General features: G+C 59.5%; 14 protein-coding genes. 4 read left to right on the plus strand and 10 right to left on the minus strand.

The window, feature by feature from the left end; translation table 11 throughout:
* From JJE47_08080 to JJE47_08105, 6 genes are all read right to left on the minus strand, one after another.
* On the minus strand, window positions 1-262 hold a 262-nt coding region (locus JJE47_08080; protein MBK5267380.1), incomplete at its 3' end, for a spermidine synthase.
* Between the two features lie 80 nt (window positions 263-342).
* Window positions 343-1065 (minus strand): amino acid ABC transporter ATP-binding protein, encoded by a 723-nt coding sequence (locus JJE47_08085; protein MBK5267381.1) that lies wholly within the window; start codon window positions 1063-1065, stop codon window positions 343-345.
* Between the two features lie 27 nt (window positions 1066-1092).
* Window positions 1093-2172 (minus strand): amino acid ABC transporter permease, encoded by a 1080-nt coding sequence (locus tag JJE47_08090; GenBank protein MBK5267382.1) that lies wholly within the window; start codon window positions 2170-2172, stop codon window positions 1093-1095.
* Window positions 2173-2954: 782 nt separating this feature from the next.
* The gene (locus JJE47_08095; protein MBK5267383.1) at window positions 2955-4529 is read right to left on the minus strand and encodes an ABC transporter permease subunit; all 1575 of its coding nucleotides are present in this window, start codon (window positions 4527-4529) and stop codon (window positions 2955-2957) included.
* A gap of 98 nt (window positions 4530-4627) precedes the next feature.
* The gene (locus JJE47_08100; GenBank protein ID MBK5267384.1) at window positions 4628-5797 is read right to left on the minus strand and encodes an amino acid ABC transporter substrate-binding protein; all 1170 of its coding nucleotides are present in this window, start codon (window positions 5795-5797) and stop codon (window positions 4628-4630) included.
* A 149-nt stretch (window positions 5798-5946) separates the two neighbouring features.
* Window positions 5947-6579, minus strand: a complete 633-nt coding sequence (locus JJE47_08105; GenBank protein ID MBK5267385.1) for a uroporphyrinogen-III synthase — start codon at window positions 6577-6579, stop codon at window positions 5947-5949.
* Between JJE47_08105 and ppk1 the strand changes: the two genes are divergently transcribed.
* The gene (ppk1, locus tag JJE47_08110; GenBank protein MBK5267386.1) at window positions 6578-8731 is read left to right on the plus strand and encodes a polyphosphate kinase 1; all 2154 of its coding nucleotides are present in this window, start codon (window positions 6578-6580) and stop codon (window positions 8729-8731) included. The genes JJE47_08105 and ppk1 overlap by 2 nt on opposite strands.
* Window positions 8732-8736: 5 nt before the next feature.
* On the opposite strand, the gene JJE47_08115 is transcribed toward ppk1, so the two are convergent.
* Together JJE47_08115 and JJE47_08120 are read right to left on the minus strand one after the other, a co-directional pair.
* Window positions 8737-9936 carry an amidohydrolase family protein gene (locus JJE47_08115; protein ID MBK5267387.1) on the minus strand — a complete coding sequence of 400 codons (1200 nt, stop codon included), beginning with the start codon at window positions 9934-9936 and terminating at the stop codon, window positions 8737-8739.
* Complete coding sequence (locus JJE47_08120) at window positions 9933-10541, minus strand: TetR/AcrR family transcriptional regulator (GenBank protein MBK5267388.1); 609 nt, start codon at window positions 10539-10541, stop codon at window positions 9933-9935. The genes JJE47_08115 and JJE47_08120 overlap by 4 nt, the downstream gene beginning before the upstream one ends.
* Before the next feature lie 110 nt (window positions 10542-10651).
* On the opposite strand from JJE47_08120, the gene JJE47_08125 reads away from it, so the two are divergent.
* From JJE47_08125 to purE, 3 genes are read left to right on the plus strand one after another with little or no spacing between them, the layout of a single operon-like run.
* Window positions 10652-11926 (plus strand): adenylosuccinate synthase, encoded by a 1275-nt coding sequence (locus JJE47_08125; GenBank protein MBK5267389.1) that lies wholly within the window; start codon window positions 10652-10654, stop codon window positions 11924-11926.
* A 2-nt stretch (window positions 11927-11928) separates the two neighbouring features.
* Window positions 11929-13173 (plus strand): phosphoribosylamine--glycine ligase, encoded by a 1245-nt coding sequence (gene purD / locus JJE47_08130; protein ID MBK5267390.1) that lies wholly within the window; start codon window positions 11929-11931, stop codon window positions 13171-13173.
* A gap of 2 nt (window positions 13174-13175) precedes the next feature.
* The gene (gene purE / locus JJE47_08135; GenBank protein ID MBK5267391.1) at window positions 13176-13637 is read left to right on the plus strand and encodes a 5-(carboxyamino)imidazole ribonucleotide mutase; all 462 of its coding nucleotides are present in this window, start codon (window positions 13176-13178) and stop codon (window positions 13635-13637) included.
* On the opposite strand, the gene JJE47_08140 is transcribed toward purE, so the two are convergent.
* Window positions 13611-15083, minus strand: a complete 1473-nt coding sequence (locus JJE47_08140; GenBank protein ID MBK5267392.1) for a hypothetical protein — start codon at window positions 15081-15083, stop codon at window positions 13611-13613. The two genes, purE and JJE47_08140, sit on opposite strands and share 27 nt — an antisense overlap.
* A gap of 63 nt (window positions 15084-15146) precedes the next feature.
* The coding region (locus tag JJE47_08145) for a YcaQ family DNA glycosylase (GenBank protein MBK5267393.1) at window positions 15147-16139 on the minus strand (993 nt) is incomplete at its 5' end.

A 16139-nucleotide genomic window follows, 5' to 3' on the forward strand; every position in this document is an offset into this window, starting at 1 on the left:
TCAGCTGGATGAGTCTTCGCATGCCGGGAGCCAGACGAACCATGGCGTGGGCAAACAGATACCCGCCGAGAAGCAGCGATTGGAAAACGACCATGGCTGTGTTCCAGACGGCTGCAGACCCGCCGAATCGAGGTAGGAGCAGCCGGGTAGCCATGGGCTGAACAAGGAACACCAATCCGGCGCTGATGAAGCTGATGGTGACGTAGGCGCCGAGAAGGGCAGCCCAGGATCGGCGCTGGTCGACAAGCGATTGGGTCGTCATGCGGGCTGAACCCTATCCGACCAACGGCCACCGGCCACGGATTCCCTAATTCACCCGACGCCGATCGGAGGTTGCCGCGATTAAAGAATCTGACTGAGGAAGAGCTTGGTGCGGTCGTGCTGGGGGTTCGTGAAGAAATGCTCGGGAGTTCCCGCCTCGACCAATTGGCCATAATCGAAGAACAGCACGCGATCGGCCACCTCACGGGCGAAACCCATCTCATGGGTTACCACAATCATGGTCATGCCCTCTTTGGCAAGTTCTTTCATGGCATCCAAAACTTCTTTGACCATCTCAGGGTCGAGAGCCGAGGTTGGCTCATCGAACAACATGATCTGTGGCTTCATCGCCAGTGCCCTGGCAATCGCCACCCGCTGCTGCTGACCACCTGACAGCTGACCGGGATACTTGTCGGCTTGCTCCGGAATTCCGACCCGCTCAAGCAGTTCGCGCCCGTACGCCTCAGCCTCGGACTTCGACTGCTTTTTCACCCAGATCGGAGCCAGCGTGATGTTCTGCATGATGGTGAGGTGCGGAAAAAGGTTGAACGACTGGAACACCATGCCGACGTCTTTGCGAATCGCCTCGATATTGCGAACGTCGTTTGTCAGTTCGATGCCATCGACGAAGATCCGACCTTCCTGATGAACTTCGAGTCGGTTGATGCACCGAATGAAGGTCGACTTGCCCGAACCGGAAGGGCCGATGATGACCACCACTTCACCTTTGGATACTTCCAGGTCGACACCGCGCAAAGCCTGGAAGTCTCCAAACCATTTCTTGACGCCCCGGCAATCGATGATCGCTTGGTCACTCATGTCATTGACTCCTTAACGGGTACCTAGGCCGAGACGCCGCTCAAGGCGCATCGACGAACGAGAGAACGTAAATGTGAACACCCAGTAGATGGCCGCCGCGACCACGGTGAGTTCCAGAATCGAACCAAGGTTGGCCGACTGACCGGGAATGACGGTCCGAGCAATGTAGAGAAGATCGAACAGACCAATGATCGAAACTAGCGACGTATCCTTGAAAAGCGAGATCACCTGTCCAACCAGCGCCGGAATCACCGCTTTCAGTGCCTGTGGCAACGTGATGAGAACGGTCTTCTGGACGACACTCATTCCCACCGCATCGGCCGCCTCGTATTGACCCTTGGGAATCGACTGAAGGCCACCACGAACGTTCTCGGCTAGATACGCGGCCGAAAACAGCGTGATGGCGATGATCGCCCTGACCACGCTGAAGATGTCCACAACCCCGGCCAGGAACAGATTGAGAAGATTCGAACCGATATACAGCCAGGTGATCAACGGCACCGACCGCACCAGTTCAATGTAGGTCGTCGAGATCAAGCGGACAATCGGCATGGTCGAAGCACGACCGAGCGCCAACAGCACACCCAGTGGGAACGACAGGACAATACCGGCGATGGCCAGGGTGAACGTCAGCGAGAGCCCGCCGACAAAGGCTGTTCCGCTTAATTGCAGAAGCGACGAGGCGGCGCCCAGCCGGAACGACGCGATGAGCAATGCCAGAGCCGCCATCCACAAGCCAATGTATCGCAAGCGAGCCGCCCTGGCTCCCCCAAATGAGGGGGCGGCCAGCGCAAACAAAGCACCCAGGATCACCGGAAACTTGAACTCAAGTCGTTGGAGCACATCGGCGGCAGACGACGTCAAATGGAACGGCGACGAGGAGTCGGTATCAAAGACATACCAGGAAAAAAGCACCCAAATGATTGCCAGCGCCAACCAGAATGCAGAAACAATGTATTTCCACTCGCCAGTTTCGGGGCCTCCAACGACATACAGGATTACGCCAACCACCACTCCGACTACCAGAAAGATTGGCACGTCGACGGTCAACACCGTGCCCCACTCGATATCGGGCGCCCGCATCACCACCATCAAAATGGCGGGGAACGAAAGCGCCCACAGGCCCACCAGGATTCTTCTCAAACCCGCAATGACTTCGCGAACTGCCACACCGATCGCGTACGAAACCGCCAGCACACCAAGCAAGATGGTCCACGGGAGCTTGGTTGTCCTGGCGAGCACCTGACTCGTGACTTCCTTGGTCCCATCGGCAAACACTTCCTGTACCGGCAGCTTGATCGTCCAAAGGACCGCCGCAATGAGGATCAACCCGAGACCGGCCAGCGCAACTGTTGAGATGGCCGGCTCGTTAATCGACGCTCTCCTGGCGCGTTTCCACAGATATCCAGAACCGGCAACGATCACACCGGCTAAAGCGAGTAATCCGCGGCCCCCGGTGAGCTCGCCGGGGGCTAACAGCGCGACCAGAACGGCGGTCGAACCGGCTACCAGCAAAGCCTTGGTTATCTGCCCGACGGAAACCTTCCCTGATACCCGCCAGGCTGCTGCCGACAGACCGGCCAGCACAACGACGATTCCCACCGAGATCCATACCCGGGAAAACTGCGCTTCCGGGTAGGCCTGCACCATCAGCAACCGGGCGTTGGCGGTCACCGAGGACCACTTCCTGAAGGGGTTGAGGAACCAGGCAATGAGCGAGCGGAGTCCGAATATCACGACCAGACCAACCACAATCGACGTGACCGTGCTAGCCACCGAATACGCCAGGTTCTCGCGAATCCAGGTCGCCGGGCCCGACGGCGGGGGTTCCGGAGCCAGCTCGACGTTCTCCACAAGAACGACGCCTTCAGCCATCAGCGCTCCACCAACTTCAGCTTCTTATTCCACCGGTTGACGATCGCCGAGAGCGTGAGGCTCACGAACGAATACCAGGCCATCCAGGAAATGACGATCGGAATCGTTTGGCCGGTCTGGTTGAAGATCGTCTGGCCAACCTGCACGATGTCCGGATAGGCGACGGCAATGCCCAACGAGGTGTTCTTGGCGAGATTCAGGTACTGGTTGCCGACCGGCGGCAGAATGATGCGGAAGGCCTGCGGGAGAACGATCATTCTGAGCAATTGGCTTCGCTTGAGACCAACGGCGAATCCAGCTTCGCTCTGGCCGCGCGGCACGGCGAGCACACCAGCTCGCACCGCTTCGCCGATGAAGGCGGCCGTGTACAGCACAACGCCGATCCACAAAGCGAAGTATGCCCGGGTGATGATATGCCCGGCGTCGGCCGAGAAGTTGTTGAAACGGCCATCGAGCGCCGGCAGCGAAAAATCGAACGGCGCCCCGGTTCCGATCGAAAACCGATTCTGAAGGCCCGTGAACAGTTGACTCAAACCAACCTCCTGCCCGAAAACGGACCCCTGCCCAACGAGCGCCACGACCGGACCGGCCCTAAGGAGGAAGAACAGTGCCAAACCGGCGGCGACGACCGCTGCCATGGAAAGCCTGAACCAATCATCATCGGTCAGCTTTCCAAGTCCGGCCGGAGTCCGCAGTTCGTCAAGTCGCTTCTTGATTATCGAGTAACCCCCAAACGCCACCAGGCCGGCCAGCGCGATCTGAAAGATGATGATTGGCGTGTTCATGAAGAAGGCCGCCAGGAACCCGAAGACGGGTCCAAAAATTCCCATCAGCGGGTGAGCGAATATTCCAACCACGCCGAACGCCAGTAGCACGCCGCCCGCCCAGAGGAACCCGCGAGCTTCGGCCGTACCGGCCTCCTGTAGCCGAATACGCCAGCCATACACATACCGGGCCGCGACGGCACCCACGATCATGAATCCGACCCACTGCCAGCGACCATCCGTGGGCACGAACCAGGGCATGGCGAACCCCTTCGGAGAGGCGAAGATCCAGCCTTCGGGAAGGATGCGTAGCCCAAACAGCGACTGCAACGAACCATCGTTGCCCTCGTCGACCACCAGGTTCGGAATGATCGAAACGACGATCCCCCAGAACACGATCTGAACCAACAAAGGAATATTGCGGATGACCTCGATGTAAACGGTGGCCAGTTTGCTGACGAGCCAGTTATGGGAAAGGCGACTGACTCCGATGATGGTTCCCAGGATCGTGGCGGCCACAATCCCGGAAATGGTGACCCGCAGCATGTTGGTGATACCGACCAACAGCGCTTGAAATCCGCTATTGGGGTGGGTCGTGAACCCCTCGGCGACCTGGAAGCCAACCGGACGCGACATGAAGTCCCAGGACACCGCCAGGTTCTGCTTGGCGAGGTTTGCAATCGAGAAACTGCCCAGGATCCAGAAGGAGGTCACAATGCCGATGAGGAAGGCAATCTGAAAGACCCATTTGAGAACGGTTACATCACGGTAGAAGGGAGGGCGTGTCGGACGCTGAATAGCGGTCGTCATCCTCTCACCCTCCTTCATAACTAGTTATGGCTGATCACCATACCAACGAGGGGGGCGCCGATGACGCCCCCCTCGTGATTTTCTCTTGCTAACGGTGCCTACCTGGCGGGTGGGGCATAAATCATGCCGCCGTCATACCACTGGGCGTTGTAGGAACCTTCACGGAAGATTCCGACCGGGTTCAGGTTGCGACTGAAGATCTCGTCATAATTGCCAACCTGGCTGATGACCTGGTAGAAGGCGTCAGCCGACAGACCCATGGAGGTCTGAAGCTCGTCGTCGGCTGTACCCAGCAAACGACCGAGTTCCGGATTGAGATCGGACGCTCCGAGGACGGAATCGACGTTGGCGGAAGTGACGTCAAGTTCATCGGCGATGAACGTGGCATACACCGTCCAGTTGATGATGTCAGCCCACTGGCTGTCGTTCTGACGGTACACCGGACCGAGTGGTTCTTTTGAGATCGGGGCACGTGGGAACACGACCCAGTCGCCTTCTTGAATCTCTCCGTCACGCAGGGCCGTGACCATGTTGCCAACGAGGCCAGAAGCATCGGTGGTGACGAGGTCACACGACCCGGCCTTAAAGCCTTCCATCGCCTCAGGGAACTCGGCGACCGTGCTCAGCACGATGGTCGCACCGGCAAGTGCGGCGCCCTCGGAAATGTTCTTCTCTGTGGTCGTACCAGCGTTGGTGCAGAGAACCGCGCCATCGACATCGGCAAGCGTCGAGTCGGCCGTGAAGCCGTCCGAAGCCTTACCCATGACGCCCTGGCCATCGAAGTAAGTGGTCGGACCGAAGTCAAGACCGAGGGTCGTATCGCGAGACTGGGTCCAGGTGGTGTTCCGGATGAGCAGGTCAACCTCACCAGCCGACAGGGCTGTGAAACGCTCGGCGGCCGTCAGTGCGGAGAACTCAACCTTGGTGGCATCGCCAAGCACGGCAGCAGCAACGGCGCGACACATGTCAGCATCGAAGCCGGTCATCGAACCATCGGACTGCGTTTCAGAGAAGGCAACGGCGCTGCCGCTAACGCCGCATTTAAGGACGCCGCGAGCACGGACTTCATCAAGAGTTGCCCCACCGGACTGGCCGGCGACGGGAGTCGTTTGATCGGTCGACCTGCTAGCGACTGTGGTATCTGTAGTGCCTGGGTCAGTTTGCGTGGTGTCATCAGGGGTGGTCGGTGCCGTATCATCAGCGGTGCACGCCGCTGCGAAAACACCCAGTACCACCAACACCGCAAGAATGCGTTGGATCCTATTCATTTCTCTCCTTAGTTCCAGTTTGTCGATGTCCGAAAAGGGCGACCCGAACTGGGCAGGCCGCCCCGCAAGCGCCACCACGGTAGACGAAGAAGCGCCCGAAGATCAACAAAAACCTTCCCAGGGACGAATATCGCAGCACTCGTGGCGGGTTAGGTTGCCACCAATGAGGCAAGGCCAACGGCCAAATCTCGATACGACCGGTGGCGGTCAGCCACGTCGGAATCGCGACCGTACAGTTGCAGCGTCGCCGATGTGGAAGAGCCCAAGCAGGCAATCCGCAGCCGATCGAAACTACGGGTAAGCGCCCAGCCGTGTACGGCTGATGACGAGACAAACACGACACCATCAACCTCTTCGTCGTCGGCTGGTCCGATCGGAGCGGTCGAGTACACAGGGACCGCCACAAGGTCGCGGCACCGATCCGCCAACTCAGCGAGCGCTTGTGGGTCGGTGCTCGGCGCGTGCGGGATAGCCACTCGGCAGTGTTCGACGTCGAGCGAGCACACCAGACTCAGCAGGCTGCCGTTACCGATGATCCTGACCGACCCTCCCCGCTCGACGACCGATGTGGCCGTGGCCGGTCCAATGACGGCTGCGTCGACCTCTGGGAACGAACCGTCCGGCCAGAGAGCGTCCAAGGGCCGGGACGAAGCGAGAACGATCAGGTCGGCTTCCTCGCAAGCGGCCCTGGCTCGCACGATGTCCTCATCCCTACCCCGGACAACTTCGATACACGGCAACTCGATCGGAGTGAGGCCGACCGCAACCAGCTCGGAGGACATGCCTGCTGTTCTATCCAATGTGGTAGTGACCGCAACCCGGAACACCATAAGTCAACCCTACGCCGTTAGTTCCCAAAATGAGTCCGGATCGGTACTGTTCGGTGTCATGGACCGTTTCACCAACCGAGAGCTGTCGTGGCTCGACTTCAACGAACGAGTTCTCGCCATCGTCGAGGACCCGACGACACCATTGTTGGAGCGCGCCAAATTCGCTGCCATCTTTTCGACCAACCTCGACGAGTTTTTCCAGGTTCGAGTGGCGGGCCTCATGGAACAGGTAGCTGCCGGAGTTACCAGCCCACCACCGGACGGGATGTCACCAACCGAACAACTTGAAGCGGTGCGCGCCAGGGCGACCGAATTGATGGATCGCCTGACCGGTGTGGTCCAGGATGAGCTCATTCCGAAATTGGCAACCGAAGGCGTTGCCATCGTCAATGTCGACACGCTGACCGGCGACGACCTGGTCTGGCTCGATGAGGAGTTCCGCTCCAAGGTGTTTCCGGTTCTTACCCCGCTGGCGGTCGACCCGGCCCATCCTTTTCCATACATTTCGAACCTGTCACTGAGTCTCGCCGTGAATATCCGGGATCCACAAGACGGAACGATGCGCTTTGCCAGGGTGAAAGTCCCACCCCGACTGGATCGCTTCGTCGGTTTGCCCGACGGGCTCCGCTTCGTGCCGATCGAACAGGTCATCGCCTCGCATCTCGGCGATCTGTTCAGCGGGATGGAAGTAATTGACCACTACATGTTTCGGGTCACCCGCAACGCCGACCTGGTCCTTGAGGAATCCGAAGCCGACGACCTGCTCGAAGCAATCTCCATCGAGCTCACCCGGCGGCGCTTCGGCAGGGCAGTCCGGCTGGAGGTCGAGACGAATATCTCACCCAACAGTCTGGCCGTGCTCATGCGACAACTCCAGATGGATTCCCGCGACATCTACGTTCTGCGAAGCCCGCTCGACCTCACCGGTCTGATGAGTCTGTATTCCCAGGACCGTCCCAACCTGAAATGGGAATACTGGAAAGGTCTCACACAACCGGCCCTTGCCAAGGTGGATGGCTCACCGCCAAATATCTTCGATGTCCTCCGAGAACGCGATCTGCTGGTGCAACACCCGTACGACTCCTTCACCAGTTCGGTCGAAGAGTTCCTCAGCCAGGCGGCCCGTGACCCGGACGTGCTCGCCATCAAACAGACGCTGTACCGGACCGCCGACGACTCGGCCATCGCCAGGGATCTGATTGTGGCTGCCGAGCGCGGCAAACAGGTCGTCGCGCTCGTCGAACTGAAAGCCCGCTTCGACGAGGAACGCAACATCGAATGGGCCAGGAAACTCGAGACGGCCGGCGTCCATGTCGTGTATGGCCTGGTCGGACTCAAGACCCATGCCAAGGTGTCATTGGTGGTTCGGCAAGACCCGGACGCCATTCGCAGGTACGCCCACATCGGAACCGGCAACTACAACGGTTCGACCGCTCGAACCTACGAAGACATCGGCTTGTTCACCGCCGACCCGGACATCACCGCCGACCTCGGAGACCTCTTCAATTTCTTGACGGGCCACAGCCGGCTAATCAACTATCGCAAGCTGGCTGTCTCGCCGTATTCGGGCCGACAAACCGTCACCGATCTCATTCGGCACGAGGGCGCGGCGCCCGATGGGCACGTCGTGATGAAGTTGAATAGCCTCGTCGATGCCGGAATCATCGAAGAGCTGTATGCGGCTTCGCAGGCCGGAGCCAGGATCGATCTGTTGGTGAGGGGGATTTGCTGCCTCCGGCCGGGGATTCCTGGTCTGTCGGAGACCATCACCGTCCGCTCGATCGTGGGCCGCTACCTTGAGCACTCGCGCATTCTTCGTTTCGGGAGTGCCGCCCGGGGGTACCAGTTCTGGATCGGATCTGCCGATATGATGCCCCGCAATCTTGATCGAAGGGTCGAGGCCCTCACCCCGGTCGAAGCTCCGGAACTTCAAACAAGGCTGCAGCAAATCCTCGACGTGCTCCAAGCCGACGATACGTTGACGTGGATCCTCAAGGCAGACGGCACATACGAGAAACTGACCGGCCAGACGTCGGAGGCACATTCGGTCCTGCATGAGTTGGCGGTTAGCCGATCCATCGACGATCCGACCTTCGGGTTCTAGGCGGCCTACCCGACCACTTGCATGCCAGATTTCCAGACAGAGTCGATGACCCAATCGTCGAATTCGAGTGGGTCGCCGGAAATCATGGTCAGGTCGGCTCGTTTTCCGGGGGTGATGGAACCAACCTCGTTACCGAGGCCGAGTAGGTCGGCCGCCGACTGAGTGGCAGCGACCAGCACATCTTGCCGATCCATGCCTCCGCTCGCCATCAGGCTCAATTCTTCAAGATTGTCACCGTGAGGAGTAACTCCAGTGTCCGTGCCCATGGCGATCTTGACACCGGCTTGGACGGCTCTGGCAAACGACTGGCGATGGATGTCGATCACCTCGTTCGCCTTCTGAATTGACGCTTCCGGGATGCGCGCCCCGGCCGCGGCGGCCTTCGAAACACCGGTGGGTGCCACCAGAGTCGGGACCAGGTAAGTGCCGTTGGCGATCATCAATTCGATTGCCTCGTCGTCCAAGAAAATGCCGTGCTCGATGGATCGAATCCCGGCGCGCACGGCATTCTTTATTCCGTCGGTGGCCTGAGCGTGAGCCATCACGAAGAGTCCGGCGGCTGAGGCCTCAGCAACCAGGGCCCGCAGTTCGACGAGATCGAAGTGAGCGTGCCGGGGGTCGTCCCGGGGCGAAAGCACGCCACCAGAGGTGGCTACTTTGATGACATCCGCTCCAGCCCGTACAAGTTCCCTAACTTTCTTGCGTACCTCTTCGGGACCATCCACGATGGTCTTCGGTGCGCCCGGGTGGTCACCCTCAAGAACCCGTAGATTCATCCCGGACGGCAGCCACCCGTCGCCGTGGCCACCCGTTTGGGAAAGCATCCCGATGGCGATCTGCATGTGAGGGCCCGATATCAGACCACGTTCGACGGCGGTCTTGACTCCGAGGTCGGCACCTCCGGCGTCTCGAATCGACGTGATGCCCGCCTCAAGCGTGGCGCGGAGGTTGGCAATAGCCTGATAGAAGCGCAGGGAGTACGGCTCTTGCATGGACCCGAACAGGTCCAGAGACGAAATCATGACATGAACGTGGGTGTCGATCAGTCCGGGAAGGATGGTGCGCCCGGTCAGGTCGACCGAGACGTCTCCATCGAGGCCGGGACCCACCTCGATGATCCGGTCACCTTCGACAGCCACATCACTCGACGAGAAAGCCCGAGCTTCGACGTCGAAGATCCGAGCACCGGCCAGAACCGTTCTCACGTGCCCATTCCTGACAGGAGCACCGATACCATCGCGTCGGTGACCTCTTGGCGCCTCACTCCCGGATCAGGCGAGTCGATAAGGGCTTTGGCAGCCGACATGATGAGATCCTGAAGAAAGCGTCCGACCAGATCGTATGGAAGGGCCTTGAGTTCGCCGGCCTCGACCCCGCCCTGGTAGATCGTTACGAACTCGGTTGACAGACCACGATGAGCCCGGCCAACCCGATCCTGGGCTTCGGTTGACAACTTCGCCACTTCGCGATGCAAGATCAGACCGAGTGTCGGATCGGTTGCGACGAAGTCGACCATGGCCACCGAGAGGGCCGCCAGTCGATCTCGCCAGGAGAGTCGTTCGGGAAGCTCGCGAACCATGCGCTCGATCGTGGCCGGCAAGATTTCCTCGACGAGGGTTGCCAGCAGGTCCTCTTTGTCGCGGAAGTAGTCATACAGTGTCGTCCGGCCGATTCCGACCGCCCCGGCGACATCGCCGAGCGACACTTGCTCGTACCCATATTCGCCAAAGAGCCGTTCGGCTTCCTCAAGCACCTGGGCGCGGGTTAGCTCTTTGTGTTCTCCGATGCTGGCAGCTCTGATGCGAGGCATGAACCGCAATGGTAGGGGATTACGCGATGCTACGGACATCGACAACTTGACTGGATCGGGTAGATCGTCGAGCCACTACGATCAGATCTTACCGACCCAAAGGATCAACGATGACAGCCACGATCGTGCTCGGCGCACAGTGGGGCGACGAAGGCAAAGGCCGGGTCGTCGATCATTTCTCGAAGAACGCGGATATGGCGGTGCGGTTCCAGGGTGGAAACAATGCCGGCCACACAATCGTCATCGGGGAGGAAAAATTCGCACTGTCGATGACCCCGAGCGGAGTCCTGTATCCCCACGTCACTCCGGTCATCGCCTCAGGAACCGTGATTGACCCAAAGGCGCTCCTCAACGAGTTGGCGATGCTCAACGAACGAGGCATCGCGACGTCAAAGCTCCGAATCTCGTCAAACGCTCATCTCATCATGCCGTATCACCGCAAGATGGATGCCATTCAGGAGCGATACCTTGGCCGGAATCAGATCGGCACCACCAAGAAGGGCATTGGGCCGGCCTACACGGATAAGTTCGCCCGGTCGGGGATCCGGGTCCAGGACCTGTTCGATCCGAAGATCTTCCGCGACAAACTGACCCTTTCCTTGGTTGAAAAGAACAAGATCCTCACCCGGGTCTATAACCAACTCCCGATGGACGCCGACGAGATAGCCACCGAATACCTCGGTTATGCCGAGCAGCTCATGCCGTTCGTCACCGATACCTCCCTTCTCGTTTGGGAAGCGATCAACGATGGCAAAACCGTCGTGTTTGAGGGAGGCCAGGGAACCCTGCTCGATGTCGATCATGGAACCTACCCGTTCGTGACGTCCTCCAACCCGACCGCTGGCGGCGTCCTGACCGGCACGGGAATCGGTCCCAAAGCCATTGACGAAGTAATCGGCGTGTCAAAGGCGTACCTGACTCGGGTCGGGACCGGGCCATTTCCGACCGAACTCCTCGACGAGACCGGCGATCGCATGATCGACCTCGGGCACGAATATGGGGTGGTCACCGGGCGGCGCCGGAGGGCCGGATGGCTTGACGTCGTGGCGCTTCGCTACGCAGTTCGAATCAACTCCCTCACGTCGATCTTCTTGACCAAGCTCGACATTCTCTCGGCTTTCGACGAGATCAAAGTGTGTGTTGGCTACACATCGCTTGGTGAGCAATACAGCGAATTCCCCCGCCAACAACGGGTTCTCTATAACTGCCAACCAATCTACGAAACGCTCCCCGGCTGGAGAACTGACATCACCGAGACCCGGGCCTACGTTGACCTCCCCAAGGAGGCCCAGCAATACATCGAGTTCATCGAGGATCAACTCCGGACCCCCTGTGATTGGATCTCAGTCGGCCCAGAGCGTGAGCAACTCCTGACTCGTCGATGAGTATGCGAGTTCTACTCATCGGGGGTGGGGGCCGCGAGCATGCCCTCGGCTGGAAGTTGGTGCAGTCCCCGCGGGTCACCGAGATCATGTCACTTCCTGGCAATCCGGGACTGGCCCAACTCGGATCGGTCATCGAAGGGATCGAGCCAACCGATGTCGGGGCGGTAGCGGCCTTCGCCAAAGCCCAGCAGATCGATCTGGTCGTCGTCGGCCCCGAAGCCCCGCTGGCAGCCGGCATCGTGGACGCCCTCAGCAGCTTCGGAGTACCAGCCTTTGGACCAACCAGAGCCGCCGCTCGACTGGAATCCTCCAAAACGTTTGCCAAGCAAGTCATGGATCGCGCTTCCGTTCCGACTGCCCCATGGGGATCGTTCGATCAACCGGACGAGGCCAAGACGTTCCTGCGAGCCCAGACGGCACCGTATGTAATCAAAGCTGACGGGTTGGCAGCCGGCAAGGGCGTACTCGTCACCGAAGACCTCGCAGCAGGCGAAGCATGGATCGATGATTGCTTGTCAGGCCGGTTCGGTGACGAACGGGTCCTCATCGAGGCGTTCCTCGCCGGTCCCGAGCTCAGTATCTTTGCGGTTTGTGACGGGACCGACGCCGTGCTGCTCGAGCCAGCTCGCGATTACAAACGCCTCCGCAATGACGACCGCGGACCCAATACGGGCGGAATGGGCGCATTCAGCCCGGTCGAGGATCTTCCACCAGGAATCATGGATTTTACGCTCGATCGGGTGGTTCGTCCGGTGCTCTCTGCCATGGCCGAAGATGGAAACCCGTACATCGGATTTCTGTACGTCGGCTACGTTCTGACGAGCGAAGGCCCGTCGGTGCTCGAGTTCAACTGCCGACTGGGAGACCCCGAAACCCAAGTAGTGCTCCCCCGTCTCGAAACCGATCTACTCGACCTCATCGAAGCAGCCCTGGCTGGAGACATTCGGAAGTCCAGGGTCGACTGGTCTCCCGATACGGCCGTAAACGTGGTGCTGGCGGCTGAGGGTTACCCCGAGGCTCCGGTCAAAGGCACCCGACTCTCACGACTTGAACGAGCTGAAGACGTCATCATCTTTCACGGGGGAACGAGCTATGACGATGCCGGACAGGTGGTGATCAGCGGGGGCCGGGTACTCAGTGTGGTTGCCATCGATCGGTCCGTCGAGGATGCTCGCGCCCGATGTTACCGGGCGGTCGATACACTCCGGTGGCCCGGAATGCAATATCGTTCTGACATAGCGAGGTAAACATGAGCAAGGTTGCAATAGTCATGGGGTCGGGCAAGGACCGCCCCGTCATGGAGAAGGCGGCGGCAACGCTTGCCGGGTTCGGCATTGACAACACGATGGCGGTGATGTCAGCCCACAAGACACCCGACGTTGCATTGTCTTTCGCTGAAAATGCGGCGAAAGACGGGTACTCGGTCATTATCGCCGGCGCAGGAAAGGCAGCTCATCTGGCGGGTGTCATGGCCGCCAAGTCGCTACTCCCGGTAATCGGGGTTCCCCTGTCAGCATCGCTCGATGGCATGGATGCCCTCCTGTCGACCGTCCAGATGCCGACCGGTATTCCCGTTGCTACGGTGGCGATTGATGGTGCGACGAACGCCGCGCTTCTGGCAGTCGCCATCCTGGCCATCGGCAACGAAGCCCTCACAAGAAAACTCGCCGACTACCGGACTGAACTAGCGGAAATCACCCTCAAGGGTTAGGTCCTTGCGGGGAAGCGTCAACGAGAAGACCGACCAACCGTCGGCACAGTCGTACGTTAGATCGCCGTTCATGAGTCGAGCCAACTGGCGGGATACCGTCAACCCGAGTCCTACTGCGGCACTCCGAGAGTCCCTCCCTCCGGACGTGTGATACGGCTCAAAAATAAGGAATTGCCGATCTTCCGGGACGCCTTCGCCGTCGTCGCGAACATGAATCGTGACGACGTCATCGGCAACGGACGAGGTGACCTGGACATTCGGGCCACCATATCGCCTGGCGTTCGTAAGGAGATTCCGGATAATTTGTCGCACTCTCACCGGATCAGCCCAGATGTCAACCGAGTCCACGTCGATCCGGAACGACTCGAATTCGCCCACGAGGGCATCTGCGGCCGATTGGACCTGGGATTCGACGCTGACAAGAACCGGTACAACCGAAACGCTGCCAATCTCGGCTCGAGCGCCGACCATGAGGTCTTCCACAATGCTGGAGACTTCCTTCGCCTGTTCGGCAATCAACTGCATGATCCCTGCCATCTCTTCCTCTTGCCCGTTCAAGGCACCGGAGTGAAGCAACTCGGTGAAACCAAGAACGGCCGTCAAGGGAGTTCTCAGCTCATGGGAAACACTCGCAACAAACTGATCCTTGGCACGTATCTGCTGCTCCATGTGGGCCTTCTCGGCCGCCGCCCTCAAGGCACTCAAGTCATGGGCAACAAACGAGGTGTACGCCTGACCTGACAGACCAGACCGTTCGTGATGGATAAGGGTGATGGCATGGTCGGCTGGTTCCCCGTCCGCAGGAGTCAGAACCGCCTCTCCGACAAACCGTCCGTCCAGCATCAGCTCCGGGAGGGCCTCATGCCAGATCCCACTACCTTCTGATCCGAGAACGTCGGTAATCCGAGGATGATCACCGTCGGGGATACCGAAAAAGGCCCGGGCGGCGGGGTTGGCCGACTCGACTTTTTCCCAGTTGTCAATGACCAAAACCAGATCGTCGGCGGCTTCGATGATTTCGTAGAAACGATTCACGGAGGCCTTCGACCTCGCCAACTCGCGGTCAACCATTCGGCGTCGCAACGCCGAGGTGATCGCCCGTCCCAGGTTCAAAGAGTTGACGTGGTCAAGGATGAGAAAGTCATCGGCACCCTGGTCGATGGTTACCGCCCCGGCCTCTTCGGCATCAAGGTGGACCAGCGTGATGATGGGTGCATCGATTAGTACCTCACGAAAAGTCTCCACCCCGGTCCGACCGACGGAACCAGGGAAGGACGCATCCATGATGACCGCGTCGATGGCGTTGTTGTTGATCACGCCCATGGCGGTACCTGGACTGTCGATTGAGATCACTTCGCGCGCCATGCCATCGCCGACCAACTCTTTGATGAGTTTGGCTGTAATCGGTTCGTGAGCCAGTACCAGCAGCGTATCGAGGCGCTTCACGGTAGGTCCACCGGAACGGTCGGGCTGGTTACGACCGGTGTGATGGCAGCCGGAACGGACCTCTCAAACGGCGGCGCGAAGCTCCCGGGCAAGATTCCCATTGTCCGCCACTTCGATCCCGCCAAGATCCAGCCATTCGGCCATCCTGACGAGTTCGGCGGCGAGCGCCGGTGCAACCCGGGAAGATGCTTGGTCGTCTTCCAGAAATGTTCCACGTACTAGTAATCGGCTTAACTGACGGTCGGACTTGAGGTCAACTCTTGCGACCAATTCGCCGTCCATTAGGAACGGCATCACGTAATAGCCGTATACCCTTTTCGGTTCCGGGACGTAGATCTCGATCCGGTAACGGAAGTCAAACAAACGTTCGGCCCGATCACGGGCCCACACCACCGGATCGAACGGGGTGAGGAGCGCCGAACCCACGATGGCCCGAGGAGTTACCACCTCTGGATCAAGGTAGGCAGGCTTGTCCCAGCCCCTGACCCCGACTTCGACGAACTCCCCCGACTTCACCAGATCCTCTATCAGTGGGCGAGCCTGCGGCATGCGGATTCGGTAGTAGTCGGCCAGGTCGGCGGCGGTCCCGATCCCGTAATGTCGGATAGCCATCCGCAGCATTTCCCTACCTGCCTCTGCGGGTTCGACGGCCGGGAGATCAAACACCGATGGGGGGATAACTCGCTCCGCCAGGTCGTAGTAGCGAGTGAAATTCTCCCGGTGTGAGCAAGCCACGAGACCTTTCACGAAGAGCCACTCCAGGGCGATCTTGCCTTTCGAATATCCCCACCATGGTCCTGACCGCTCTCCCGGTTCGCCGAGATCCGACAGTTTCACCGGACCACGGGCCGCCACTTCTTCGAGCACCCGGTCGACGTAACCGGGTTCTTCCTTGATAAGCCTCCACGGATGATCTTTCTCCATCCGATGACGGTAGAGGGGGTAGGTGGCGATGGGGAGAAGCGACGCTTCATGGCCCCAATACTCGAACAACTCGCCTCGCTCATAGGCAACCTCGTCAATCAACTCTTTGCGGTATGGACCGAGACGAGAAAA

The sequence above is a fragment of the Acidimicrobiia bacterium genome (assembly GCA_016650365.1).
GTDB lineage: Bacteria > Actinomycetota > Acidimicrobiia > Spongiisociales > JAENVV01 > JAENVV01.